Genomic DNA, 20,126 nt, shown 5'->3' with positions numbered 1-20,126 from the left:
CCATGAACAAGCTCACCGTAGTACTGGTCGACGACCACGAAGGCTTCATCAACGCCGCCATGCGTCACTTCCGCAAGATCGAGTGGCTGGAAGTGGTCGGCAGTGCCGCCAACGGGCTGGAGGCGATCGAGCGCTCCGAAGCGCTGCGCCCGCAGGTCGTACTGATGGACTTGGCCATGCCGGAAATGGGCGGTCTGCAGGCCACGCGCCTGATCAAGACCCAGGACCAACCGCCTTACATCGTGATCGCCAGTCATTTCGATGACGCCGAACACCGCGAACATGCACTGCGCGCCGGTGCCGATAATTTCGTCAGCAAGCTGTCCTATATCCAGGAAGTGATGCCGATCCTGGAAGGGCTCAAGGTACAAGAAGATGAGTGAGTCACGCATTCTGGTGATCGACGCCGACGGCATGCGCGCGGAGCGCACGCTTGCCCTGTTGGAGTTCATGGACTTCAATCCGCGCTGGGTCAGCGACGCGCAGGACATCGACGTCAACCGTCACCGCAGCAACGACTGGATGGCCGTGGTGGTTGGCGCGCTTGAAGATGCCGACCGTGCCGCCGGCTTTTTCACCTGGCTGGCCGGCAACTCGTTGCCGCCGCCGATCCTGCTGGCTGAAGGCGACCCGTTGGCGTTCTCGCGCCATTACGGCTTGCACGAAGCCAATGTCTGGCCGCTGGAGCAGCCGATGCGCCATGCGCAGATGGAAACGCTGCTGCGCCGCGCCAGCCTGAAGCGGCTGGATGCCGAGCACCAGGCCGACAGCGCCGGTGACAGCGGTCCGACCGGGCACAGCCCGGCTGTCACCGAGCTGCGCCAGCTGATCGAGCAGGTCTCCAACTTCGATACCACCGTGTTGGTGCTGGGTGAGTCCGGTACCGGCAAGGAAGTGGTCTCGCGTGCCATCCACCAGCGCTCACCGCGCCGCGATGGACCGTTCATCGCCATCAACTGCGGTGCGATTCCGCCGGATCTGCTGGAAAGCGAGTTGTTCGGCCACGAGAAAGGCGCCTTCACCGGTGCGCTGAGCGCACGCAAGGGTCGCTTTGAGATGGCCGAGGGCGGCACCCTGCTGCTGGACGAAATCGGCGACATGAGTCTGCCGATGCAGGTAAAACTGCTGCGCGTGCTGCAGGAACGCAGCTTTGAGCGCGTCGGCGGCAACCAGACCATCCGCTGCAATGTGCGGGTGATCGCCGCCACCCACCGTGACCTGGAATCACGCATCGCCGAAGGCAAGTTCCGCGAGGACCTGTTCTATCGCCTCAACGTGTTCCCGATCGAAGTGCCCGCACTGCGTGAGCGTGCCAGCGATCTTCCGGTGCTGGTGGAAACCATCGCCACCCAGCTTGCACGTACCGGCCGTGGCGAAGTGCGCTTCGCACCGGAGGCCCTGCAGGCACTGGGCAGCTATGCCTGGCCGGGCAATGTGCGCGAGTTGACCAACCTGGTCGAACGCCTGGCCGTGCTGCATCCAGGCGGCACCGTGCGCGTGCAGGACCTGCCCAGCCGCTACCGCGGTGACCAGGCAAGCGTTGCCGCCGCCGCGAACAGCAACGACGAACGCCCGATGCTGGTTGGCAAACTGGCCGCAGCACCGGCACAGCCCGGCATCCCGCCCGCCGGCCTGATCAACAAGATCAGCGCGCCGGACAACGGCGCCCAGCTGCCGAGCGAAGGCATGGACCTGCGTGACCACATGGCCGGCATCGAACTGACCCTGATCAACGAAGCACTGGAACGTACCCAGGGCGTGGTTGCCCACGCTGCACAGCTGCTCGGCCTGCGCCGCACCACCCTGGTGGAAAAGCTGCGCAAGTACGGCATTGAGCGCGATTCGGTCGAAGCCACCGGCTAGTAAGCCCTTGCGGCCGGCAAAGCACTCGCCGGCCCCCCCCTCGACTTCACTGCACCACGATGCACGCCCGCGTGCCTCGGTGCTGCCTGCTGCCCTCTGCCCGCAGCAGGGAACGAATCTTGCAGCGTCCATCCCATCACTTGCCGCCCTGCCCCGAACATGAAGCCTGCCGTTACTGGAATGAAAGCCGTCATCCTTGCCGGAGGCCTGGGTACCCGCATCAGCGAGGAATCGCATCTGCGGCCCAAGCCCATGATCGAAATCGGCGGCAAGCCGATCATCTGGCACATCATGAAGCTCTACACCCACTTCGGTATCACCGATTTCGTGGTGTGCCTTGGCTACAAGGGCTATGTGATCAAGGAGTACTTCGCCAACTACTTCCTGCACATGTCCGATGTCACCTTCGACATGGCCGAGAACCGCATGCAGATCCACAACCGCAACGCCGAACCCTGGCGGGTGACGTTGGTGGATACGGGCGACAGCACCTCCACCGGTGGCCGCTTGAAGCGCGCGCGTGAGTACCTGGGCAACGAGACCTTCTGCCTGACCTACGGTGATGGCGTCGCCGACATCGACATTGCCGGGCTGGTCGACTTCCATCGCAATCACGGCCGGCTCGCCACGGTGACCGCGGTACAGCCGCCGGGAAGGTTTGGTGCGCTGGACGTCGCTGGCACCCAGGTCAGCGGTTTCAAGGAAAAGCCGCTCGGTGATGGCGCCTGGATCAACGGTGGCTTCTTCGTGCTGGAGCCGGGCGTGTTCGACTACATCGAAGGCGACGCCACCACCTGGGAACAGGAACCCATGCGCCGCCTGGCCGAAGAAAGCCAGCTGATGTCCTTCCTGCATCACGGCTTCTGGCAGCCGATGGATACGCTGCGCGACAAGAGCCTGCTCGAAGAGCGCTGGTCGCAAGGCAAGGCGGAGTGGAAGCTGTGGCAGTGAACCCCGACTTCTGGCGCGGCCGCCGGGTCTTCCTCACCGGCCACACCGGTTTCAAGGGCGGCTGGCTGGCGCTGTGGCTTCAGCAGATGGGCGCACAGGTGCAGGGCTATGCCCTGCCCGCCGCATCGGGTGACTCGTTATGGCAGGCCGCTCGGATCAATGACCTGATCGACAGCGACCTGGCCGACATCCGTGATGCCGAACGTCTGGGCGCCGCGCTGGCCCGGCAGCAACCGGAACTGGTGCTGCACCTTGCCGCGCAGCCACTGGTACGCGAGTCATACCGCAGCCCGGCCGATACCTGGTCGACCAATGTCACCGGCACGCTCAACCTGCTGGAAGCCGTGCGCCACTGCGACAGTGTCCGCGCCGTGCTGGTGGTCACCACCGACAAGTGCTACGACAACCGCGAATGGGTGTGGCCCTACCGTGAGCAGGACGCACTGGGCGGCCACGACCCCTACAGCAGCAGCAAGGCCGCGGTTGAGCTGCTATGCGCATCCTGGCGTGCGTCCTACCTGCAGGAACGCGGCGTGGCGGTTGCCACCGCCCGCGCCGGCAACGTCATCGGCGGCGGCGACTGGTCGCCCGAGCGCCTGCTGCCCGACATCCTGCGCCAATGGCAGCGGCAACAGCCGGTAACCCTGCGCTATCCCGGCGCCACCCGTCCGTGGCAGCACGTGCTGGAACCGCTGCACGGCTATCTATTGCTGGCCCAGGCCTTGCTGCAACGCCAGCAAGGTGCAGATTCGGCCTGGAACTTCGGCCCCGATGCGGCCGGTGTCGCCAGCGTTGGCTCAGTCGTCGGGCAACTGGCCGAACTCTGGCCCGGTGAAGCCCGCTGGCAGGTTGATACCACGGCACAGCCGCACGAAGCCGCGCTGCTGGCGCTGGATTCGGCCAAGGCACGGCACTTGCTTGCATGGAAACCATGCTGGCCGCTACCACAGGCGCTGGCCCAGACCGTGCGCTGGCACCAGGCATGGCAGGCAGGCACCGACATGCAGCAGTACACCCTCTCCCAGATTGAAGATTTCCAGAACAGCACCCGATGAACCACGACGAACTCCAGCTGCGCCAACAGATTGCCGAACTTGTCGGTCAGTACGCCGACCGCCATCTGGCGCCGCCTGCCTTTGTCCCCGGCAGCAGCACGGTCGCACCTTCCGGCAAGGTGATTGGTGCCACCGAGCTGAAGTCGATGATGGAGGCGGTGCTGGACGGCTGGCTCACCACCGGCCGCTTCAATGATGCTTTCGAGAAGAAGCTGGCACGCTACCTCGGCATCCGCAACGTTCTGACCACGAACTCCGGCTCATCTGCGAACCTGCTGGCGTTCTCGGCGCTGACATCGCCTCGCCTGGGCGAGCGTGCCATCGGCAAGGGCGATGAAGTCATCGGCGTAGCCGCCGGCTTCCCGACCACGGTCAATCCGATCCTGCAGTGCGGCGCGGTACCAGTATTCGTCGACGTCGAACTTGGCACGTACAACGTCAACGCCGAGCTGATCGAAGCGGCGATCACGCCGCGTACCCGCGCCATCATGCTTGCCCACACCTTGGGCAATCCGTTCAATCTGGCCGTGGTCCGCGAACTGTGTGACCGCTACGGCCTGTGGCTGATCGAGGACTGCTGCGACGCGCTCGGCTCAACCTACAACGGCAAGCTGGTAGGCAGCTTCGGTGACATCGGCACGCTGAGCTTCTACCCGGCCCACCACATCACCATGGGTGAAGGCGGCGCGGTGTTCACCGGCTCGCCGCGCCTGAAGCGCATCATCGAATCGTTCCGCGACTGGGGCCGCGACTGCTATTGCGGGCCGGGCACGGACAATACCTGCGGCCAGCGTTTTGACTGGCAGCTGGGCGGACTGCCGGAAGGCTACGATCACAAGTACACCTACTCGCATCTTGGCTACAACCTCAAGATCACCGACATGCAGGCCGCCTGTGCATTGGCGCAGATGGACCGGCTGGAAGGCTTCATCGCCGCACGCAAACGCAATTTCGCCTGGCTGCACGAGCGCCTGTCCGGCAGCACCGAGCAGCTGATCCTTCCGCATGCCACGCCCAACAGCGATCCGTCCTGGTTCGGCTTCCCGATCACCCTGCGTGACGGCAGCGGTGTGCTGCGCGAAGACCTGCTGCGCCATCTGGACAGCCACAAGATCGGCACCCGCCTGCTGTTCGCCGGCAACCTTACCCGCCAGCCCTATATGCGGGGCCAGAACTACCGCGTAAGCGGCGAGTTGCCGGTAACCGACAAGGTGATGAAAGACACGTTCTGGATCGGCCTGTGGCCGGGCCTGAGCGAAGACCAGCTCGACTACGCCGCCAGCTGCATCGAGAGCGCACTGGTCGGCGCCAATGCATCCACACGTGCAAGAGCATCCGCGTGATCCCTGCCATCGCCCAGGACAGCGGAACTTCCCGCGAGCATATCCAGCAGGCCGGTACGGTTGTGGTGATGGGTGCAGGCAATATGCTGCAGATGGTCGAGCCCTGGCTGCACGCCAATTTCACGCTCGCCCATATCACCGACAACCGCACGGATGCAGCGCAGCGCTTCCCGCAATACAGGTACGTAGCACCACAGCAACTGCACACGCTCGATCGACCGTTCGTCATCGTCACCACCTCACGTGCCTACTATGCGGAAATAAGCGCGCAGCTGACCGCACTGGGTATCGCGCATTGCCTGCTGGACGACATCATCGGCTTGCACGCGGACATCTACCCGGTCGTAGATGTGGCGGCCTTGTCCGCACCCTACGCGGACCCGTATGGCAACAGCATCGAGTGGGACGGCGAGGTCGCGCCCAAGCTGAGCGTGCGCTTTGGGCGCGACGGCAAGGACGGCAGGCAACCGCTGAGTGCACGTGGCAACCGCCTGCGGATCGGCGCTGGTTGCCATTTCAACGGCAGCAACAAAGTCACCTTCCTGGGTGATGGGTCCAGCGTGGAACTGGGGCCTGGAACCTGGATGGCCGGTGACTTCAGCGTTACCGCAAGCAACCATGCCCGCTTCCAGACCGGTGCCCGCTGCACATTCGAAGCGCTTACCGCAGATGTACACGAAGGCGAGATCACCCTGGGCGATGACTGCATGGTCTCGGTGCAGGTACACCTGCAGCAGACCGATTCACATCCAATCTTCGATGCCAGCAGCGGTGAGCGCATCAACCGCGGCAAACATATCCGCATCGGCAACCATGTCTGGATCGGCTACCAGGCATTCCTGCTCGGAGGCTGCCGGATCGGCGATGACTGCATCGTCGGAGCACGCGCCGTAACAGCTGGCAGTTTTGCCGCAGGCACGGTTATTGCAGGCAGTCCTGCAAGGGTGATCCGCGACAACGTCACCTGGCGCAAAGATGAATTGACCTGCTCGCCGACCCTGCTTCATCTGTCGGACTGCAGGCCAAGCCCAACACCCGCAATCCAGTCAATCGCAGGAACCCCCATGGACATCGCCGAGGCCATACCCGCCTTCCACCATCGCGACACCAGCATCCCGTCGTGCGATGTGGGTGTGCAGCGATGAGCGATCCCCAGAAAGTCACGGTATCCGCGCAGGTTGCAGATTGGCTGGCAGACCAAGGCGTGGAGCAGGTTTTCGCCGTCACCGGCGGTGGTGCCATGTTCCTCAACCAAGCGTTGGGAACCAACCAGCGCCTGCGCTGCGCCTACATGCACCATGAGCAGGCCTGTGCAATGGCCGCCGAGGGCTATGCGCGTATTGCAGGCAAGCCGGCCGTGGTCAATGTAACCACGGGCCCCGGCGGCATCAACGCACTGAATGGCGTGTTTGGCGCGTTCACCGATTCCATCCCCATGCTGGTGCTGTCAGGTCAGGTCAAGCGCGAAACCGCACTGGATCACCGGCCAATAGCCGGCTTGCGCCAGCTTGGCGACCAGGAAGCGCCGATCGTTGCGATGGCCGCGCCCGTCTGCAAGCGCGCTGTCGCAATCGGTGAGCTTGCCGAGCTTGAGACTGAATTGCCGCTCAGCTTCGCACTGGCCAGCCAAGGCCGACCTGGCCCGGTGTGGTTGGACATTCCGCTGGACCTGCAGGGTGCAGTCGCTGAGGTGAGCTTCCCGGCACCGACTGCCAGCGCTGCAGCTGGCGTGCCCTCGCAGCTCGCCGATGACTGCAGCCAGATCGCCGAACGACTGCTCGCAGCACACCGGCCGATCATCCTCGCCGGTACCGGCGTCAGGCTCAGTGGTGCCGAAGCAGCCCTGCTTGCTTTCGCTGAACGTCATGGCATTCCCGTGGCCACCGCGTGGACTCATGACCTGATCGCCAGTGATCATCCCTTGTTCGCCGGCCGTCCAGGCACCATCGGCACCCGCCCCGGCAACTTCGCCGTGCAGAATGCGGATCTGCTTATCACGCTTGGCTCTCGCCTGAACATCCGCCAGACCAGCTACAACTGGGATGCATTTGCGGCTCGTGCGTACACCATCCACGTCGACATCGATCAGGCCGAGCTGGACAAACCCAGCCTGCATACCGATCTGCGCGTCAACGCCGATGCAGGTGACTTTCTCAACACACTGCAGGCCGCGCTTGAAGGTGTAAAGCTGCCTGACTACGCGCCGTGGGCAAGCTGGCTGCGCACCCTGCGTACCCGCTTTCCGACTGTGTCCCTGGCGCAACAGCAGGCACCTGCGATCAACCCTTACGCCTTGGTTGAACGCGTATTCCAGCAGCTGCGCGCCGATGACATCATCGTGTGCGGCAACGCCTCCGCATGCATCCTGCCCTTCCAGGTCGGTGCGTTGCAGGCGCAACAGCGCATGTTCAGCAATTCCGGCTCGGCTTCGATGGGCTACGACCTCCCGGCCGCCATCGGCGCCGCGCTTGCAGCCCCCGAGCGGCGGGTGATCTGCTTCGCTGGCGACGGCAGCCTGCAGATGAACGTGCAGGAGTTGCAGACCCTGCGCACGCTCGGTCTCAACGTGATCATCGTCGTATTGGACAACCAGGGCTATCTGTCCATCCGCCAGACGCATGAGAACTTCTTTGGCACAGTGGTGGGCGCCACCCCGCAGAGCGGCGTTGATTTCCCGGATTACACGCGCCTCGCAACGGCCTATGGCATCCCCGCTATCGCTATACGCGAACCCAGTGAGTTGATGCAGCTGGACTCGGCGTTGGCTGAGGATGGCCCCGCATTGCTGCACGTGCACGTGGATCCCTCGCAGGAATTCGAACCACGGATCAAGTCGCGACGTGATACCAGTGGCGCGTTCCATACACCGGAGCTCGACGACATGTTTCCCTTCCTGGAGGTCGAGCAGTTGCAGGAGATCCGTGCGCAAGCTGCGGCCATCCGCCAGGCAGTGCAGCCATGAACCAGCAAGTTTCAGCGCATCGGGCAGCGGACTCGGAAAGGCTCACACGCGCACAACACGACGGCATTGTCATCATGGGCACTGGTGGCATGGCGAGCCAACTGCATGAGGCTTGCGCTCAGCTCGGCATCGTCGTGCATGCGTTCATCACCAGCAGCGCAATGCAGGCCGAGCATCGTGGCCTACCGGTGCATGCGCTGGCGCAGGTTCCTGCGGCGCTGCTGGCCAAGCCGATCTGGATCGGCATCTTCAACCACGGCGACAGTTCGGACCTTGTCCAGCTGCGGCGTCAGTGCCTGGCCAGCGGTTTCAGCGATGTACTGGTTCCACAACAGTTCTATGCGCTGGTAGAAGCGCAGATGGGCTGGCGCTATTGGCTGGCACCGCTGCACGCCTACCAACAACAGCACGCCGCGATCGCACAAGGCCGGGAGTTGCTCGGTGATGCCGAAAGCATCGCTGTGTTCGATGCCATCCTGGCTTTCCGTACGGCGAGCGAACTCGATGAGGTGCTACCGCGCTCGACCGGTCCGCAGTATTTCCCTGCTGATCTGCTGCCGATGTTACCCAGCAGTACGGGTGTATACCTCGACGGCGGCGCATTTGATGGTGATACCGTCAGTTTGGCGGTCGAGCAGCTGTCGCCTGAACATATCCTCGCGTTCGAGCCGGACCCCGGCAATTTCCAGCAACTGGCCAAACATGTCGCCAGCATCAACGTACCAGCAACGCTGTTCCCACTCGGAATCTCCGATGCGGTGCGCTTCCTGCGCTTCCGCTCCGACAATGGTGCTGGCTGCGCAGTAGATGGCACTGGCGACAGCCAGATTCAGGTCGTGGACCTGGACAGTGTTGTTTCCAAGCTGCCGATTGATTTCGTCAAGCTGGACATCGAAGGATGCGAGATTGAGGCACTGCACGGAGCGCGCCACCTGATCTCCACGCGCAAGCCCTTCCTGGCAATCGCTGGTTACCACCGCTGGGACGACCTGTGGAAGATCCCGGCACTCATCCACACACTCAATCCGGGCTACACAATCAAGCTGCGGCTGCACTGCGCCAACAGCTTCGATGCGGTCTTCTACGCTTACAACGCCTGACACTGGCTGCCACCTCCTCCCCTTATCAGAACCTGCATCATGCAAACCACCAATAAATTCTTCGAAGATCTGTTTGTCCTGGAACTGGCAAACAACCATTGGGGCAATCTTTCGCGTGGGCTGGAGATTGTCAGGCAGTTCTCCGAGGTTGTAAGGACGGGGAACGTACGCGCAGCGATCAAGCTGCAGTTCCGCGATGTCGATGCGTTCGTGCACAAGGACTACAAGTCCCGCAGCGACATCCGCTACGTCAAGAAGACCATGGACACCAAGCTGTCCATCCGGGAATTCGAGATCCTGGTGGACGCGATCAAGGCAAGCGGCTGCATTGCCATGGCGACGCCCTTTGATGAGCGCTCGGTTGAACTGTGCGAATCCCTGGACTTCCCGATCATCAAGGTCGCCAGCTCCGATCTGGGGGACCACTCCCTGATCGAACGCATTCTCAAGACCGGTCGCCCCACCATCATCTCCACCGGTGGCGCCAGCGAACAGACCATCGACCGCGTCGTGCGCCAGTTCGGCGAGCACAACATTCCGCTGGCCATCAATCATTGCGTGTCGCTGTATCCGTCCGAAGACAACGAGCTGGAGCTGAACCAGATCGACTATCTTCGCAATCGCTACCCGACGCACGTAGTTGGTCTGTCGACCCACGAATACCATGACTGGACCAGCTCAATGCTGATGTCCTATGCCAAAGGCGCGCGTACCTGGGAGCGCCATATCGATATCGAAGCTGATGGCATTCCGGTGTCCTCGTACTGCACGCTGCCCCATCAGGCCGCCGAGTGGTTTGCGGCTTACCACAAGGCACGCGAGATGTGTGGTGGCTCGACGGCGCAACGGCGCAAGCTGCCAAGCCGCGAGATCAACTACCTCGACAATCTGGTTCGCGGTGTTTATGCCAAGCGCGAGCTGCCAGCTGGCTATGTCGTGCAACCGGCGACCTTCGACAACGATTTCTACATGGCAGTGCCGCTGCTGAAGGGCCAGCTTTCGTGCAGGGAAATCCTGTCTGGCCTGACGCTCTCCCAGCCGCTGGACGGCGATGCCGCATTGACGCTGGCGACCGTTGCTGCAAATGGTTTCAGCACTGAACAACACAGTCTGATTCTTGATCGCGGACTGTAAGCGCAGCGACATGCCGCGCTTCGCGGCACCAGCAACGAACAACCTTCGCCAGACCCAGATGACCCCAACTTCGCCAATGGCCAGTTGTGCAACGAGCAGTTTCGACCGCCTGCCGGTCGCACTGTGGCCGCGCCTGAGTGCCGCATTGGACGGGAAGCATCTGCTACTGACCGGCGGAACCGGATTCTTCGGAAGGTGGTTGCTCGCACTGCTGCAACGGATCAATGCCGCAGGCACGCAGGTGCGGGTCAGCGTTGTTTCGCGCGATCCAGCCCGCTTTCTGGCAGACCACCCCGAGCACACCGACCACTCGTGGTTGCAGTGGATTGCAACCGACATCCGCAGCCTCGACGCCAGCCACGACCGCCCCGTGGATCTGGTCGTGCATGCCGCGACGGACACCTCAAGCCAGGCGCATGAGCGCCCGCTCGAGATATTCTCCAGCATCGTCGAGGGCACACGTCGCGTCCTCGACTTCGCATGCCGCAACGGTGCACGCCGGGTTCTGCTCACCGGCTCAGGCGCGCAGTATGGTGCGATTCCGGATGGACAGCCGGTCCCGGAAAGCGCGCCGCTGGCCTGCGACAGCCGGCTTGCGCTGAGCATCTATGGTGAGTCCAAGCGTATGCAGGAGACGCTCGCCGCGGTGTACATGCAACAAACCGGGATTGAAGTAGTCATGACCCGCTGTTTCGCATTCTCCGGGCCGGGCCTCCCGCTTGATGGCCACTTCGCCATCGGAAACTTCGTCCGCGATGCGTTGCGCGGTGATGGCATCACCCTCAACTCGTCCGGGCAGGCCGTGCGCAGCTATCTGCATGGCGCCGACCTTGCCGTATGGCTGCTGGTACTGTTAAGCGAAGGGGTTGCTGGACGCGCCTACAACGTGGGCTCGGACCAGGCATTGAGTGTCGCCGAACTTGCTGACCTGGTGCGCCGCCGCCTCGCGCCAGGAACGCCGCTGCGCATCCTCGGCCGGGCTGATGGCCCGCGCTCCTACTATGTCCCTGCCATCGATGAGGCACGCGCACTTGGGCTGGCACCGTGGACGAGCCTGGATGACTCCATCGACGCAATGGCGGCCTGGGCCAACGCGCACCACAGCCAGCACAACCCCGAATCGCTGGCGTCCTGAACTGCACCTCGATGACAATTCCCCTTACCGTTGCCCTGCTTACCTACAACCGCCCGCACTACCTGCAGCTGGCGTTGCGCGCGATCATCGAGCAAACCTACGCGGACTTCGAGCTGCTGGTCATGGACAACGGGAGTACCGACCATACGCCCGAGGTGGTACTGGGTTTCAAGGACGACCGCCTGCGTTATGTCCGCAATGCGCCGGGGCATCCGGCCAGCTTCAACGGCACCAGCGCCATCCTCATGGCCCGCGGCAAGCGGCTGCTGGTCACCCATGACGACGACATCATGGAACCGGACATGCTGCAGCGGCAGATGGACATGTTCGACCGCCATCCGGAGCTCGCCGCGATCTGGACCAACCAGAGCACGATGGATGAGAACGGCCAGCGCCTGCTGGATCATCTGGCCCCGCCCGGTCCAGACCGGATCTATGCGCGTGGCGAGTACATCGCCAAAGCCGCCGAAGAGCGCCACTGGCATCCGCCAAGCAGCCTGATCTTCACGCCGGAGCTGCTACCGCTTGCCACCCTGCACAAGGTCTACCGCGGCCTGCCGCTTGGCAACGGAAGGCGGCCGCTCATCGAAGGCAGTGGCGACTACATCATTCCGGCGCAGATGAACCTGAAGGCGCCGGTGGCCTTCCTCAATGCGCCGCTGCTGCGCTACCGCCAGCACGGCGGCCAGGAAACCAATCACGCGGACCTGACCGGCGCGGTGCTGCATGGCTATATGTCACTGCGGCGCTTTGTCGTCCGCACCGACTACAGGCAGCAGTACGCGCCGGTTTACGATGCTTTGATCGCACGCTACAAGGCGCAGAAGCACGTAACCGGAATTGCCAGCGCGGTGGTTCCAGCTGCCTCGCTTCGCCGCTTCCATCAGATGTTCGAACAAGGCAGCAGGGACCTGGCGGCCAATCCGCGTGCGGGATTCCAGCTATTGCCGCTGGCGATCCTGCTGGATCAGCACGCCAAGAGGGAAGCGAGCAGCCAACTTGATCGCCTGCTCCAGAGCGTGCCTGAACCTGATGAAACGCTGCAGACATCCATACACCGACTGCACCGGTGGGCTGGCCACCGCTGTTCGGGAAAGAACCTGTTCCAGCATTTCCCACCAGGCTCGCGCGTGGTGATCCTGGGTAGCGTGCTGTTGTCCGCATTGCTGCTGCAGGAGGCCCGTCTGGCCGGTGTCAACATTGTCTGCTGCCTTGATTCCAGTGTTACCCGCCAAGGGCGGGAATGGCTGGGAACCAAAATATTCGCACCGGTCTGGCTGGCCGCGAACGACAAACCGCTTGATGCGGTCGTGTTGAGTTCCGAGCGCGATCACGAAGACGAACTCATCCACATGCTCCGTCGCCACGATGCGGAAACACCGATCGTTTCGTGGAAGCAGCTGGTGGAACAACTCTAGAACATGCAAATAGCAGCTACGCTGAAGAGCCGGAGATGAATCTTGATTGACTGGACAACCATTCCCGGCGGACGCGTCAATGGCGCCCCTTGGCAGGTGGCCATGCTTGGATTCTGCATCCAGACCGGGACCTGCCATACGCTCTCGGACGATGATCTCAAGGCATTGAGTCAGTCGTTCCCACTGGATGGCCTGCGCGACTACGGCCTGGCCAACGGCATGTGCTTCAGCACCATGGATCCTGCAACGCAGGCAAGGGATGCCGACGGCGTCCTGTTGTTCGCCCAGTCACGACCAGATCAGAAACCGCTGCCATTGCAGGCCTGGAGCAGGAACTATCTTGTCCTCACTGCGGCGCATGAACGTCATCTGCTTGCCGACGAAAGCAGCTTCGCTGCCATTTTCGTTCCTGGCGACCATCCCGGCCGCGTTGGAAACATCGTCACCACCACACACCATATCGATTTCAGGCTACACGCTGAGGCCCCGGCCCAATCTCTGGCCCTGGCCGACGTACCGCCAGGTCACGTCGGGGTACATGCCTATTATCACTCCGCACCGTCGTGGATCAATTGGATAACCACTGCGATCGCCAGGGACGCTGTCGAACAACGCTGCAATGGACCGGCGCTGAGTGTCATCGTTCCCGCCTACAACTACGGTCGTTTCCTCCGCCAATGCGTACAGTCGGTACTGGATCAAGGTGTCGATGACCTCGAGATCCTCGTACTGGACAATGCATCAAGCGATGACACCCGCGAGGTCATGCAAGGATTTGCGGGGGACCGGCGTGTTCGCTACATGCGCAACCCGCACAACTACGGCGCTGGTTTCAACTGGCTCAACGGCCTCAATCTTGCGCGCGGAACCTACTGTACGTTTCTGTCCGCCGATGATTTCTTCAACCCCGGCCACCTGCAGCGGCTGATGCCCATGCTTTGCGCGAATCCCCAAGTAGTTGCTGGCTATACAGGCATTCGCTGGGTGGACGACAGCGGCGCTGCAGTAAGCCAACCCCGCCACCCCGGCTATCGGCCGACCGACTATGTGGGCGGCCGCAATGAAGTCGCTGACCTGCTCGTCCACGACTGCTACATGGCGCCTTCGGCAGTGATCTATCGCACGCTGCCGCTGCGCGCCACCTGGCAACCCTCCACCACCCACGGCGCTGGTGATTGGGAGATGTCGATCCAGATCGCCGAGAAATTCCCCGACTTCGCCTATGTCGATGAACCGGGCGTCAGCTATCGGTTGCACAGCTCACAGCATTCCAGCCGATTTTACGCTTCGTCGAATCCGCTTGAGGATCACCTGACCATCATCGAAGGTGTATTCAAGCGTGAAGCGCAGCAGCATCTGCGTGGACAGGAACATGCGGTCGCCGAGCATATCGAGCGGCGGCTGGCGCTGTATCCGGACGAGCGAGCTACGGCGCTCGGTGCCCGAGCACGCCGGCTTGTAAGCGAGCTGGGAAAGCTGGCTGAAGCCAATGCGGCACCAGCGTTCAGCGTCATCCTGACAACCTGGAACCGCCCCGCCCTGCTCGACGATGCCTTGGCCAGCATCCGCGCGCAGACCTTGCGCGACTTCGAAGTGATCCTGGTGAACGACTGCGGTAGCCCGGTCGAGCAGCTGCTTGCAAACACGGACTTTCCGCTCACCTATCTACGACTTGCCCGCAATGGCGGCCCCGCCGCAGCCCGCAATGCAGCACATCGGCTGGCACGCGGCCAGTACCTCGTGTATCTGGACGATGACGATCTGTATCTACCTGGACATCTGCAGACGCTGGCCGATGCGATACGCAAACACCCCGGCGAAGTGGTCTACAGCGATGCACTCTTTGTTACCGAGCAGATCATTGACGGCAAACGCGAGGTACTGGCCGAAGAACGCCGTTACCCACACGGCAGCTATTCGCACGAACGTCTATCGGTAGACAACTACATCCCGGTCAACACCTTTGCCTGGCCACGTGCGCTCGCCGCCCAGGTCGGCGGCTTCGATGAGCGACTGGAAGGACTGGAGGACTGGGACTTCCTGCTGCGCCTGGCCGCCAATGCGCCTTTCCACCACATCCATCAGGAAACCGTGCAGGTACGCATGCGCGCCGACGCCGACGCCGACGAGCGTCGCTCCGTGCACGCCTTCGCGCATTACCCGGCGCTGTACCGGAAGATCTATTCCCGTCATTCTGACCTGGACACCGAGAGCGTCCGTATCGGCCGTGCCGAACGCTTGAAGCAGTTCGGCATCCATCTGCCGCAGACGGCTGAATCCGTAATCGAGAATTGGCGGGCTGTTCGCCACCCGACACCTGCACAGCGACAGCGGTGCGAGCAGCGCATGCGCACGGTAAGCGCCCCACCTCGACTGTGCGCAGTCCTGTGGAGTGTTGACGGAAACACCGTCGCCACCGAACGCAGTATCGCCAGTCTCGCTATCGATGGCGTGATGCCAGAGGGCCTGCACGTCATCGTGGTCGCCTGCGCTGCCGCGGACGTCATGTCTGCGGCCGTGACCGCCACCCAGGTACAAGTGATTGCAGGGGACGCCCAAGCACTGGCAGTTACCCTCCAGACCCTCGCCTCGGATCCAACCATCGACTGGCTGCTGCAGGCCAATGCCGGCGACGAATTCGCAGCAGGCGGACTGCTGCAGCTGCGCCTGCTGCTCGCTGAGCAGCCACACTTGCGCGCCGTCTTCGCCGACGGCTGGTATCGCAACCCGGATGGGACCTTGGCTCCCATGCTGCGCCCGGATCTCAACCTCGACCTGCTGCTCGCCAATCCTTCAATGTTGGCATCGCACTGGATCTTCCAGGCGAAGACCCTGCGTGATGCAGGCGGCTTCGATCCGGCCGCCGGCGATGCGGCGGAACTGGACCTGATCCTGCGGCTCATTCATGCCGGTGGCTTCGAAGGCATCCAACATCTGCCAGAGCCATTGCTTACCTGCGCGCCGCCGCAGTCAAACAGCCACTACCCTCAGCTCGCCCTCCTGGGACACCTGCGCGCACGTGGCTATCCATCCGCGGCGGTCGAGCCGTTAGGTAACGGGCTCTACAAGATCGATCATGGCCATGAGCAGCAACCAACGGTTGCGATGATCGTGATCGTTTCCCACGACACCACGCTGGGTGCACTGGAGCGCTGCGTGGTCTCGGTGCTTGAGAAAACCAGCTACTCCAACTACCAGCTCGTGCTGGTCGACAATGGCGCCGCGCTCGAGCTACGGCAATGGATGCAGCAGGTTGAAGCACTGGCAGCGGACCGGGTGCAGGCGTTTGCCTTCGATCCACCACTACCGCATGCCGCTGCGTGCAATCTGGCCGCGGCTCAGAGCAGCGCCGACTACCTGCTGTTCCTGCGCCCCGAAGTGGCCGCACTGCAGCCACAATGGCTTGACGAACTGCTCAACCACGGCCTGCGTCCAGAAGTTGGCGTGGTTGGTGCCAAAACCGTGTCCGGCGAAGGCAAGCTCACCCATGCAGGTCTGGTGCCCGGCCTGCTTGCCAGCGGTGGCCACGCGTTTGCAGGCGTGGCCATGGATGCGCCCGGGTACATGAATCGGCTGCAGGTGGCGCAGCAGTATTCCGCAGTTGCTGATAGTTGCTTGTTGATCGGTAAGGCACTGTTTGCCGAACTGGACGGCTTCGACCATGCGACGTTCAGCGACGAAGGCGCAGATGTCGATCTTTGCCTGCGCGCGCGTGCACTGGGCTACCTGACGGTATGGACCCCGCATGCCTTGCTGCTGCATTCAAGCGAACCGCTAGCATTGGCAGAGGCCGTAACCGATGCATTGCTTGAGCGGTGGCTGCCCGCCCTCGCCCACGATCCAGCCTACAACCCGAACCTGCGCCTGGACGTTGCCGGCGGCTTCCGTCTTGGTGAATCCGAGTTCTCCTGGAAGCCATTGCCGTGGCGGCCTGTCCCGCGCGTATTGGCACAACCTGCTGATCCCTGGGGTAGCGGCCAGTATCGGGTGATCCAGCCGTTCGAGGCCTTGAAGTCGGGGGGCCATGTCGAAGGTGTGCTCTATGCAACGCTGCTCGATCCGGTCGAGCAGGCACGCATCGATCCGGATGTGGTGATCCTGCAGCGCCGCGTCAGCGAGGAAGATCTGCACAACATCCAGCGCATGGGTCGTTATTCGTCCGCATTGAAGATCTACGAGCTGGACGATTACCTGCCCAACCTTCCGGCGAAAAGCGCACACCGCGAACACATGCCGCGCGATGTGCTGCGCAGCCTGCGCAAGGCACTCGGGCTGGTCGACCGCTTTGTTGTGTCCACGCCAGCAATGGCCGAGGCATTTGCCGGCCTGCATCCGGACATCCGCATCGCCGCCAACCGGTTGCCGGTGAACTGGTGGAAACAGCTGCCGCTGGTCCGTCGCGAGGACAGCCAGCGGCCGCGGGTTGGCTGGGCCGGTGGGCTTAGCCATACCGGCGACCTGGAAATGATTGCCGACGTCGTCAGCGAATTGGCGCAGGAAGTGGATTGGGTGTTCTTCGGTATGTGCCCGGATCGTCTGCGCCCCCATGTCGCCGAGTTCCATCCGGGCGTGGACATTGCGCTCTATCCACGCGCCTTGGCTGGTCTGCAACTTGATCTGGCAATCGCACCACTGGAAGACAACCGCTTCAATGCCTGCAAGAGCAACCTGCGCCTGCTCGAGTACGGTGCCTGTGCGGTACCGGTGGTGTGCAGCGATGTCGGCCCCTACCAGGACCCTGCCCTACCCGTCAGCCGCGTGCGTAACCGGCACCGCGAATGGGTGGGCGCCATCCGCGAGCACCTGGCTGACACAGCTGCCCGCCGCCAGGCCGGCGACGCATTGAAGCGCGTCGTCCACCGAGACTGGATGCTGGAGGGTGCTGGCCTGGATGAGTGGCGCGCAGCTTGGCTGCGCTGACCCACAGGTCAATGTCCAGCCCGCTCGACGGCCGCCGGTTCTCCGGCGGCCGTTTCCATTTGGGTTTCAAAACCGGCGCCTGCCTTGAAAACCAGACCGGCAGCGTCGGGTTTCCGACACCCACCGCACCACCGCGCGACGCATTCACGAACATCAAGGCCTTCACGGTTCCGGCACGCAACTTGCAGCTGTCCCAGCAGCTCCCCCACACGTTGCCCGGAACCCCGCACGATGTCCCACTCCATCACCTCTGTTCTCTCCCAGATCCGCACGCTGCAGAACCAGGTCGGGCAAGCCGCGCCCCTCGGTGATGTACCCCGCAGCAATGCGATCCAGGGGCTGGCCGAAGGCAATGCCGTTGCCGCGCCTTCGTTCAGCCAGGCCTTGCAGGGCGCCATCCAGGGCGTCAACGAAGCCCAGCAGAAGTCCGGGCAGCTGGCTGCCGCATTCGAGCGTGGCGATGCCAATGCCGATCTGGCCAAGGTCATGGTCGCCTCCCAACAGTCCTCGCTGGCGTTCCGCGCCACCGTGGAAGTCCGTAACCGTCTCGTCCAGGCTTACCAGGACGTGATGAACATGCCGCTGTAAGGATCCGCACGCATGGCACTCGCGCTGTCCAGAGAATCACTGAATCCGGAACGGGCTGGCGCCTGGTTCGACCGTCTGCAGAGCATGCAGATCACCCGTCGCCTGGGCTTGATGGCAATGATCGCGGTCGCGGTAGCGGCCGGCTTGTTCGTGTTCTTCTGGGCGCAGAAGCCACAGATGATGCCGCTGTACACCGGGCTGGACCAGAAGGCGACAGCCGAGGCCACCGATCTGCTGCGCTCGGCGCAGATTCCGTTTGAACTTGATGCCAGCACCGGCGCGATCAGCGTGCCGGAAAAGAACGTGCATGACGCCCGCCTCAAGCTGGCCGGCTCCGGCCTGACCGAAAGCGGTCGCCTCGGCTTTGAAATGATGGAGCGCGATCCGGGCTTCGGCGTCAGCCAGTTCGTCGAAACCGCGCGCTACCAGCACGCGCTGGAAACCGAGCTGGTCCGCACCATCAGCAGCCTGCGTCCGGTCCGTGATGCACGCGTACACCTGGCCATTCCCAAGCCCAGCGCCTTCACCCGCCAGCGCGATGTCGCCAGCGCTTCGGTGGTACTAGAACTGCGCGGTGGCCAGCAGCTGGAACGCAACCAGGTGGATGCCATCGTGCACATGGTGGCCTCCAGCATCCCCGATCTGGCGCCGGAACGCGTCACCGTGGTCGACCAGAGCGGTCGCATGCTCACCATTGCCGACCCCAACAGCGAAGCCGCGCTCAACGCCGCCCAGTTCGATCAGGTCCGGCGCCTGGAAGGCTCCTACAACCAGCGCATCCGCGAACTGCTGGAACCGATGACCGGTGCCGGGCGGGTGAACCCGGAAGTCAGCGTCGACATGGATTTCTCGGTCACCGAGGAAGCCCGCGAGCTGTTCAACGGTGAGCCGCAGAAGGTGCGCAGCGAGCAGATCAGCGAGAACAGCAGCGCCACCGCAGGTCCGCAGGGTATTCCCGGCGCAACCAGCAACACCCCGCCGGGCGTTGCGGCTGCACCGCCGCCGACCGCTGCCACGCCCACCGAAACCTCCAAGAACGCCACCCGCAACTACGAGCTGGATCGCACCCTGCAGCACACCCGCCAGCCGCCGGGCCGGGTCAACCGCGTCTCTGTTGCGGTTCTGGTCGACCACGTACCGCGCGCCGGCGCAAACGGCAAACAGACCGACCAGCCGCTCACTGCCGCTGAATTGACCCGCGTCGAAGCACTGGTCAAGCAGGCCGTCGGCTTCAATGCCGAGCGTGGCGACACCGTGTCTGTGATGAACGCACCGTTCGTACGCGAATCGATACCGGTGGAAGCACCGAAGTGGTGGGAAAACCCGCAGGTACGCGATGCGCTGCGCCTGGTCCTTGGCGCCGTCGTTGTGCTGGCACTGCTGTTCGGCGTATTGCGTCCGGCCCTGCGTCAGATCACCGGCACACCCAAGGCCTTGCCGGGCGCGGAAGATCCGCTGCGCGCCGACGTGCAGGTGCTGGACGATGGAACCGAAATGCCGGCCCTGGCTGCAGACCGTCTGCATCTGGACGGAACTCCCACCCTGGCCTTGCCGGTGGACGCATACGAAGAACGCCTGCGCATGGCCCGTGAAGCAGTGAAGACCGACTCCAAGCGGGTTGCCCAGGTAGTGAAGGGATGGGTGTCAAATGACTGAT

The 20,126-nt window shown here is 63.0% G+C and carries 14 protein-coding genes; all 14 read left to right on the top strand.

The features are described from left to right. Positions 1-2: 2 nt before the first annotated feature. Positions 3-383, top strand: a complete 381-nt coding sequence (locus Q5Z11_RS10485; RefSeq protein WP_303749927.1) for a response regulator — start codon at positions 3-5, stop codon at positions 381-383. Further along, positions 376-1,863, top strand: a complete 1,488-nt coding sequence (locus Q5Z11_RS10480) for a sigma-54 dependent transcriptional regulator (protein WP_303749926.1) — start codon at positions 376-378, stop codon at positions 1,861-1,863. The genes Q5Z11_RS10485 and Q5Z11_RS10480 overlap by 8 nt, the downstream gene beginning before the upstream one ends. 180 nt (positions 1,864-2,043) lie before the next feature. Continuing rightward, positions 2,044-2,814 carry a glucose-1-phosphate cytidylyltransferase gene (gene rfbF / locus Q5Z11_RS10475; RefSeq protein WP_303749925.1) on the top strand — a complete coding sequence of 257 codons (771 nt, stop codon included), beginning with the start codon at positions 2,044-2,046 and terminating at the stop codon, positions 2,812-2,814. Further along, positions 2,811-3,869, top strand: coding sequence for a CDP-glucose 4,6-dehydratase (gene rfbG, locus Q5Z11_RS10470; protein WP_303749924.1), 1,059 nt, complete (start codon positions 2,811-2,813; stop codon positions 3,867-3,869). The genes rfbF and rfbG overlap by 4 nt, the downstream gene beginning before the upstream one ends. After that, the gene (rfbH, locus tag Q5Z11_RS10465; protein WP_303749923.1) at positions 3,866-5,212 is read left to right on the top strand and encodes a lipopolysaccharide biosynthesis protein RfbH; all 1,347 of its coding nucleotides are present in this window, start codon (positions 3,866-3,868) and stop codon (positions 5,210-5,212) included. Before rfbG ends, rfbH begins: the two co-directional genes overlap by 4 nt. Further along, positions 5,209-6,357 (top strand): acyltransferase, encoded by a 1,149-nt coding sequence (locus tag Q5Z11_RS10460; RefSeq protein ID WP_303749922.1) that lies wholly within the window; start codon positions 5,209-5,211, stop codon positions 6,355-6,357. Before rfbH ends, Q5Z11_RS10460 begins: the two co-directional genes overlap by 4 nt. Beyond that, complete coding sequence (locus tag Q5Z11_RS10455; RefSeq protein WP_303749921.1) at positions 6,354-8,174, top strand: thiamine pyrophosphate-binding protein; 1,821 nt, start codon at positions 6,354-6,356, stop codon at positions 8,172-8,174. The genes Q5Z11_RS10460 and Q5Z11_RS10455 overlap by 4 nt, the downstream gene beginning before the upstream one ends. Beyond that, positions 8,171-9,274 carry an FkbM family methyltransferase gene (locus Q5Z11_RS10450; RefSeq protein ID WP_303749920.1) on the top strand — a complete coding sequence of 368 codons (1,104 nt, stop codon included), beginning with the start codon at positions 8,171-8,173 and terminating at the stop codon, positions 9,272-9,274. The genes Q5Z11_RS10455 and Q5Z11_RS10450 overlap by 4 nt, the downstream gene beginning before the upstream one ends. Positions 9,275-9,313: 39 nt before the next feature. Further along, entirely contained in the window at positions 9,314-10,408 is a 1,095-nt protein-coding gene (locus tag Q5Z11_RS10445) for an N-acetylneuraminate synthase family protein (protein WP_303749919.1), read from the top strand. Positions 10,409-10,418: 10 nt separating this feature from the next. Then, positions 10,419-11,543: an NAD-dependent epimerase/dehydratase family protein gene (locus Q5Z11_RS10440; protein ID WP_303749918.1), complete on the top strand. Its 1,125-nt coding sequence runs from the start codon at positions 10,419-10,421 to the stop codon at positions 11,541-11,543. Positions 11,544-11,554: 11 nt separating this feature from the next. After that, positions 11,555-12,961: a glycosyltransferase family A protein gene (locus tag Q5Z11_RS10435; protein WP_303749917.1), complete on the top strand. Its 1,407-nt coding sequence runs from the start codon at positions 11,555-11,557 to the stop codon at positions 12,959-12,961. A 42-nt stretch (positions 12,962-13,003) separates the two neighbouring features. Further along, a complete protein-coding gene (locus Q5Z11_RS10430; RefSeq protein ID WP_303749916.1) occupies positions 13,004-17,881 on the top strand; it encodes a glycosyltransferase in 4,878 nt (1,625 codons plus the stop codon). Positions 17,882-18,112: 231 nt separating this feature from the next. Further along, entirely contained in the window at positions 18,113-18,469 is a 357-nt protein-coding gene (fliE, locus tag Q5Z11_RS10425; RefSeq protein ID WP_296248803.1) for a flagellar hook-basal body complex protein FliE, read from the top strand. Positions 18,470-18,481: 12 nt separating this feature from the next. Further along, on the top strand, positions 18,482-20,125 hold the full coding sequence (gene fliF / locus Q5Z11_RS10420; protein ID WP_303749915.1) for a flagellar basal-body MS-ring/collar protein FliF: 1,644 nt from the start codon (positions 18,482-18,484) through the stop codon (positions 20,123-20,125). Position 20,126 lies beyond the last annotated feature (1 nt).

It is taken from the genome of Stenotrophomonas sp. 610A2 (assembly GCF_030549615.1).
In the GTDB taxonomy this organism is placed as follows: Bacteria; Pseudomonadota; Gammaproteobacteria; order Xanthomonadales; family Xanthomonadaceae; genus Stenotrophomonas; species Stenotrophomonas pigmentata.
This window is presented reverse-complemented; position numbering and strand designations above follow the sequence as displayed.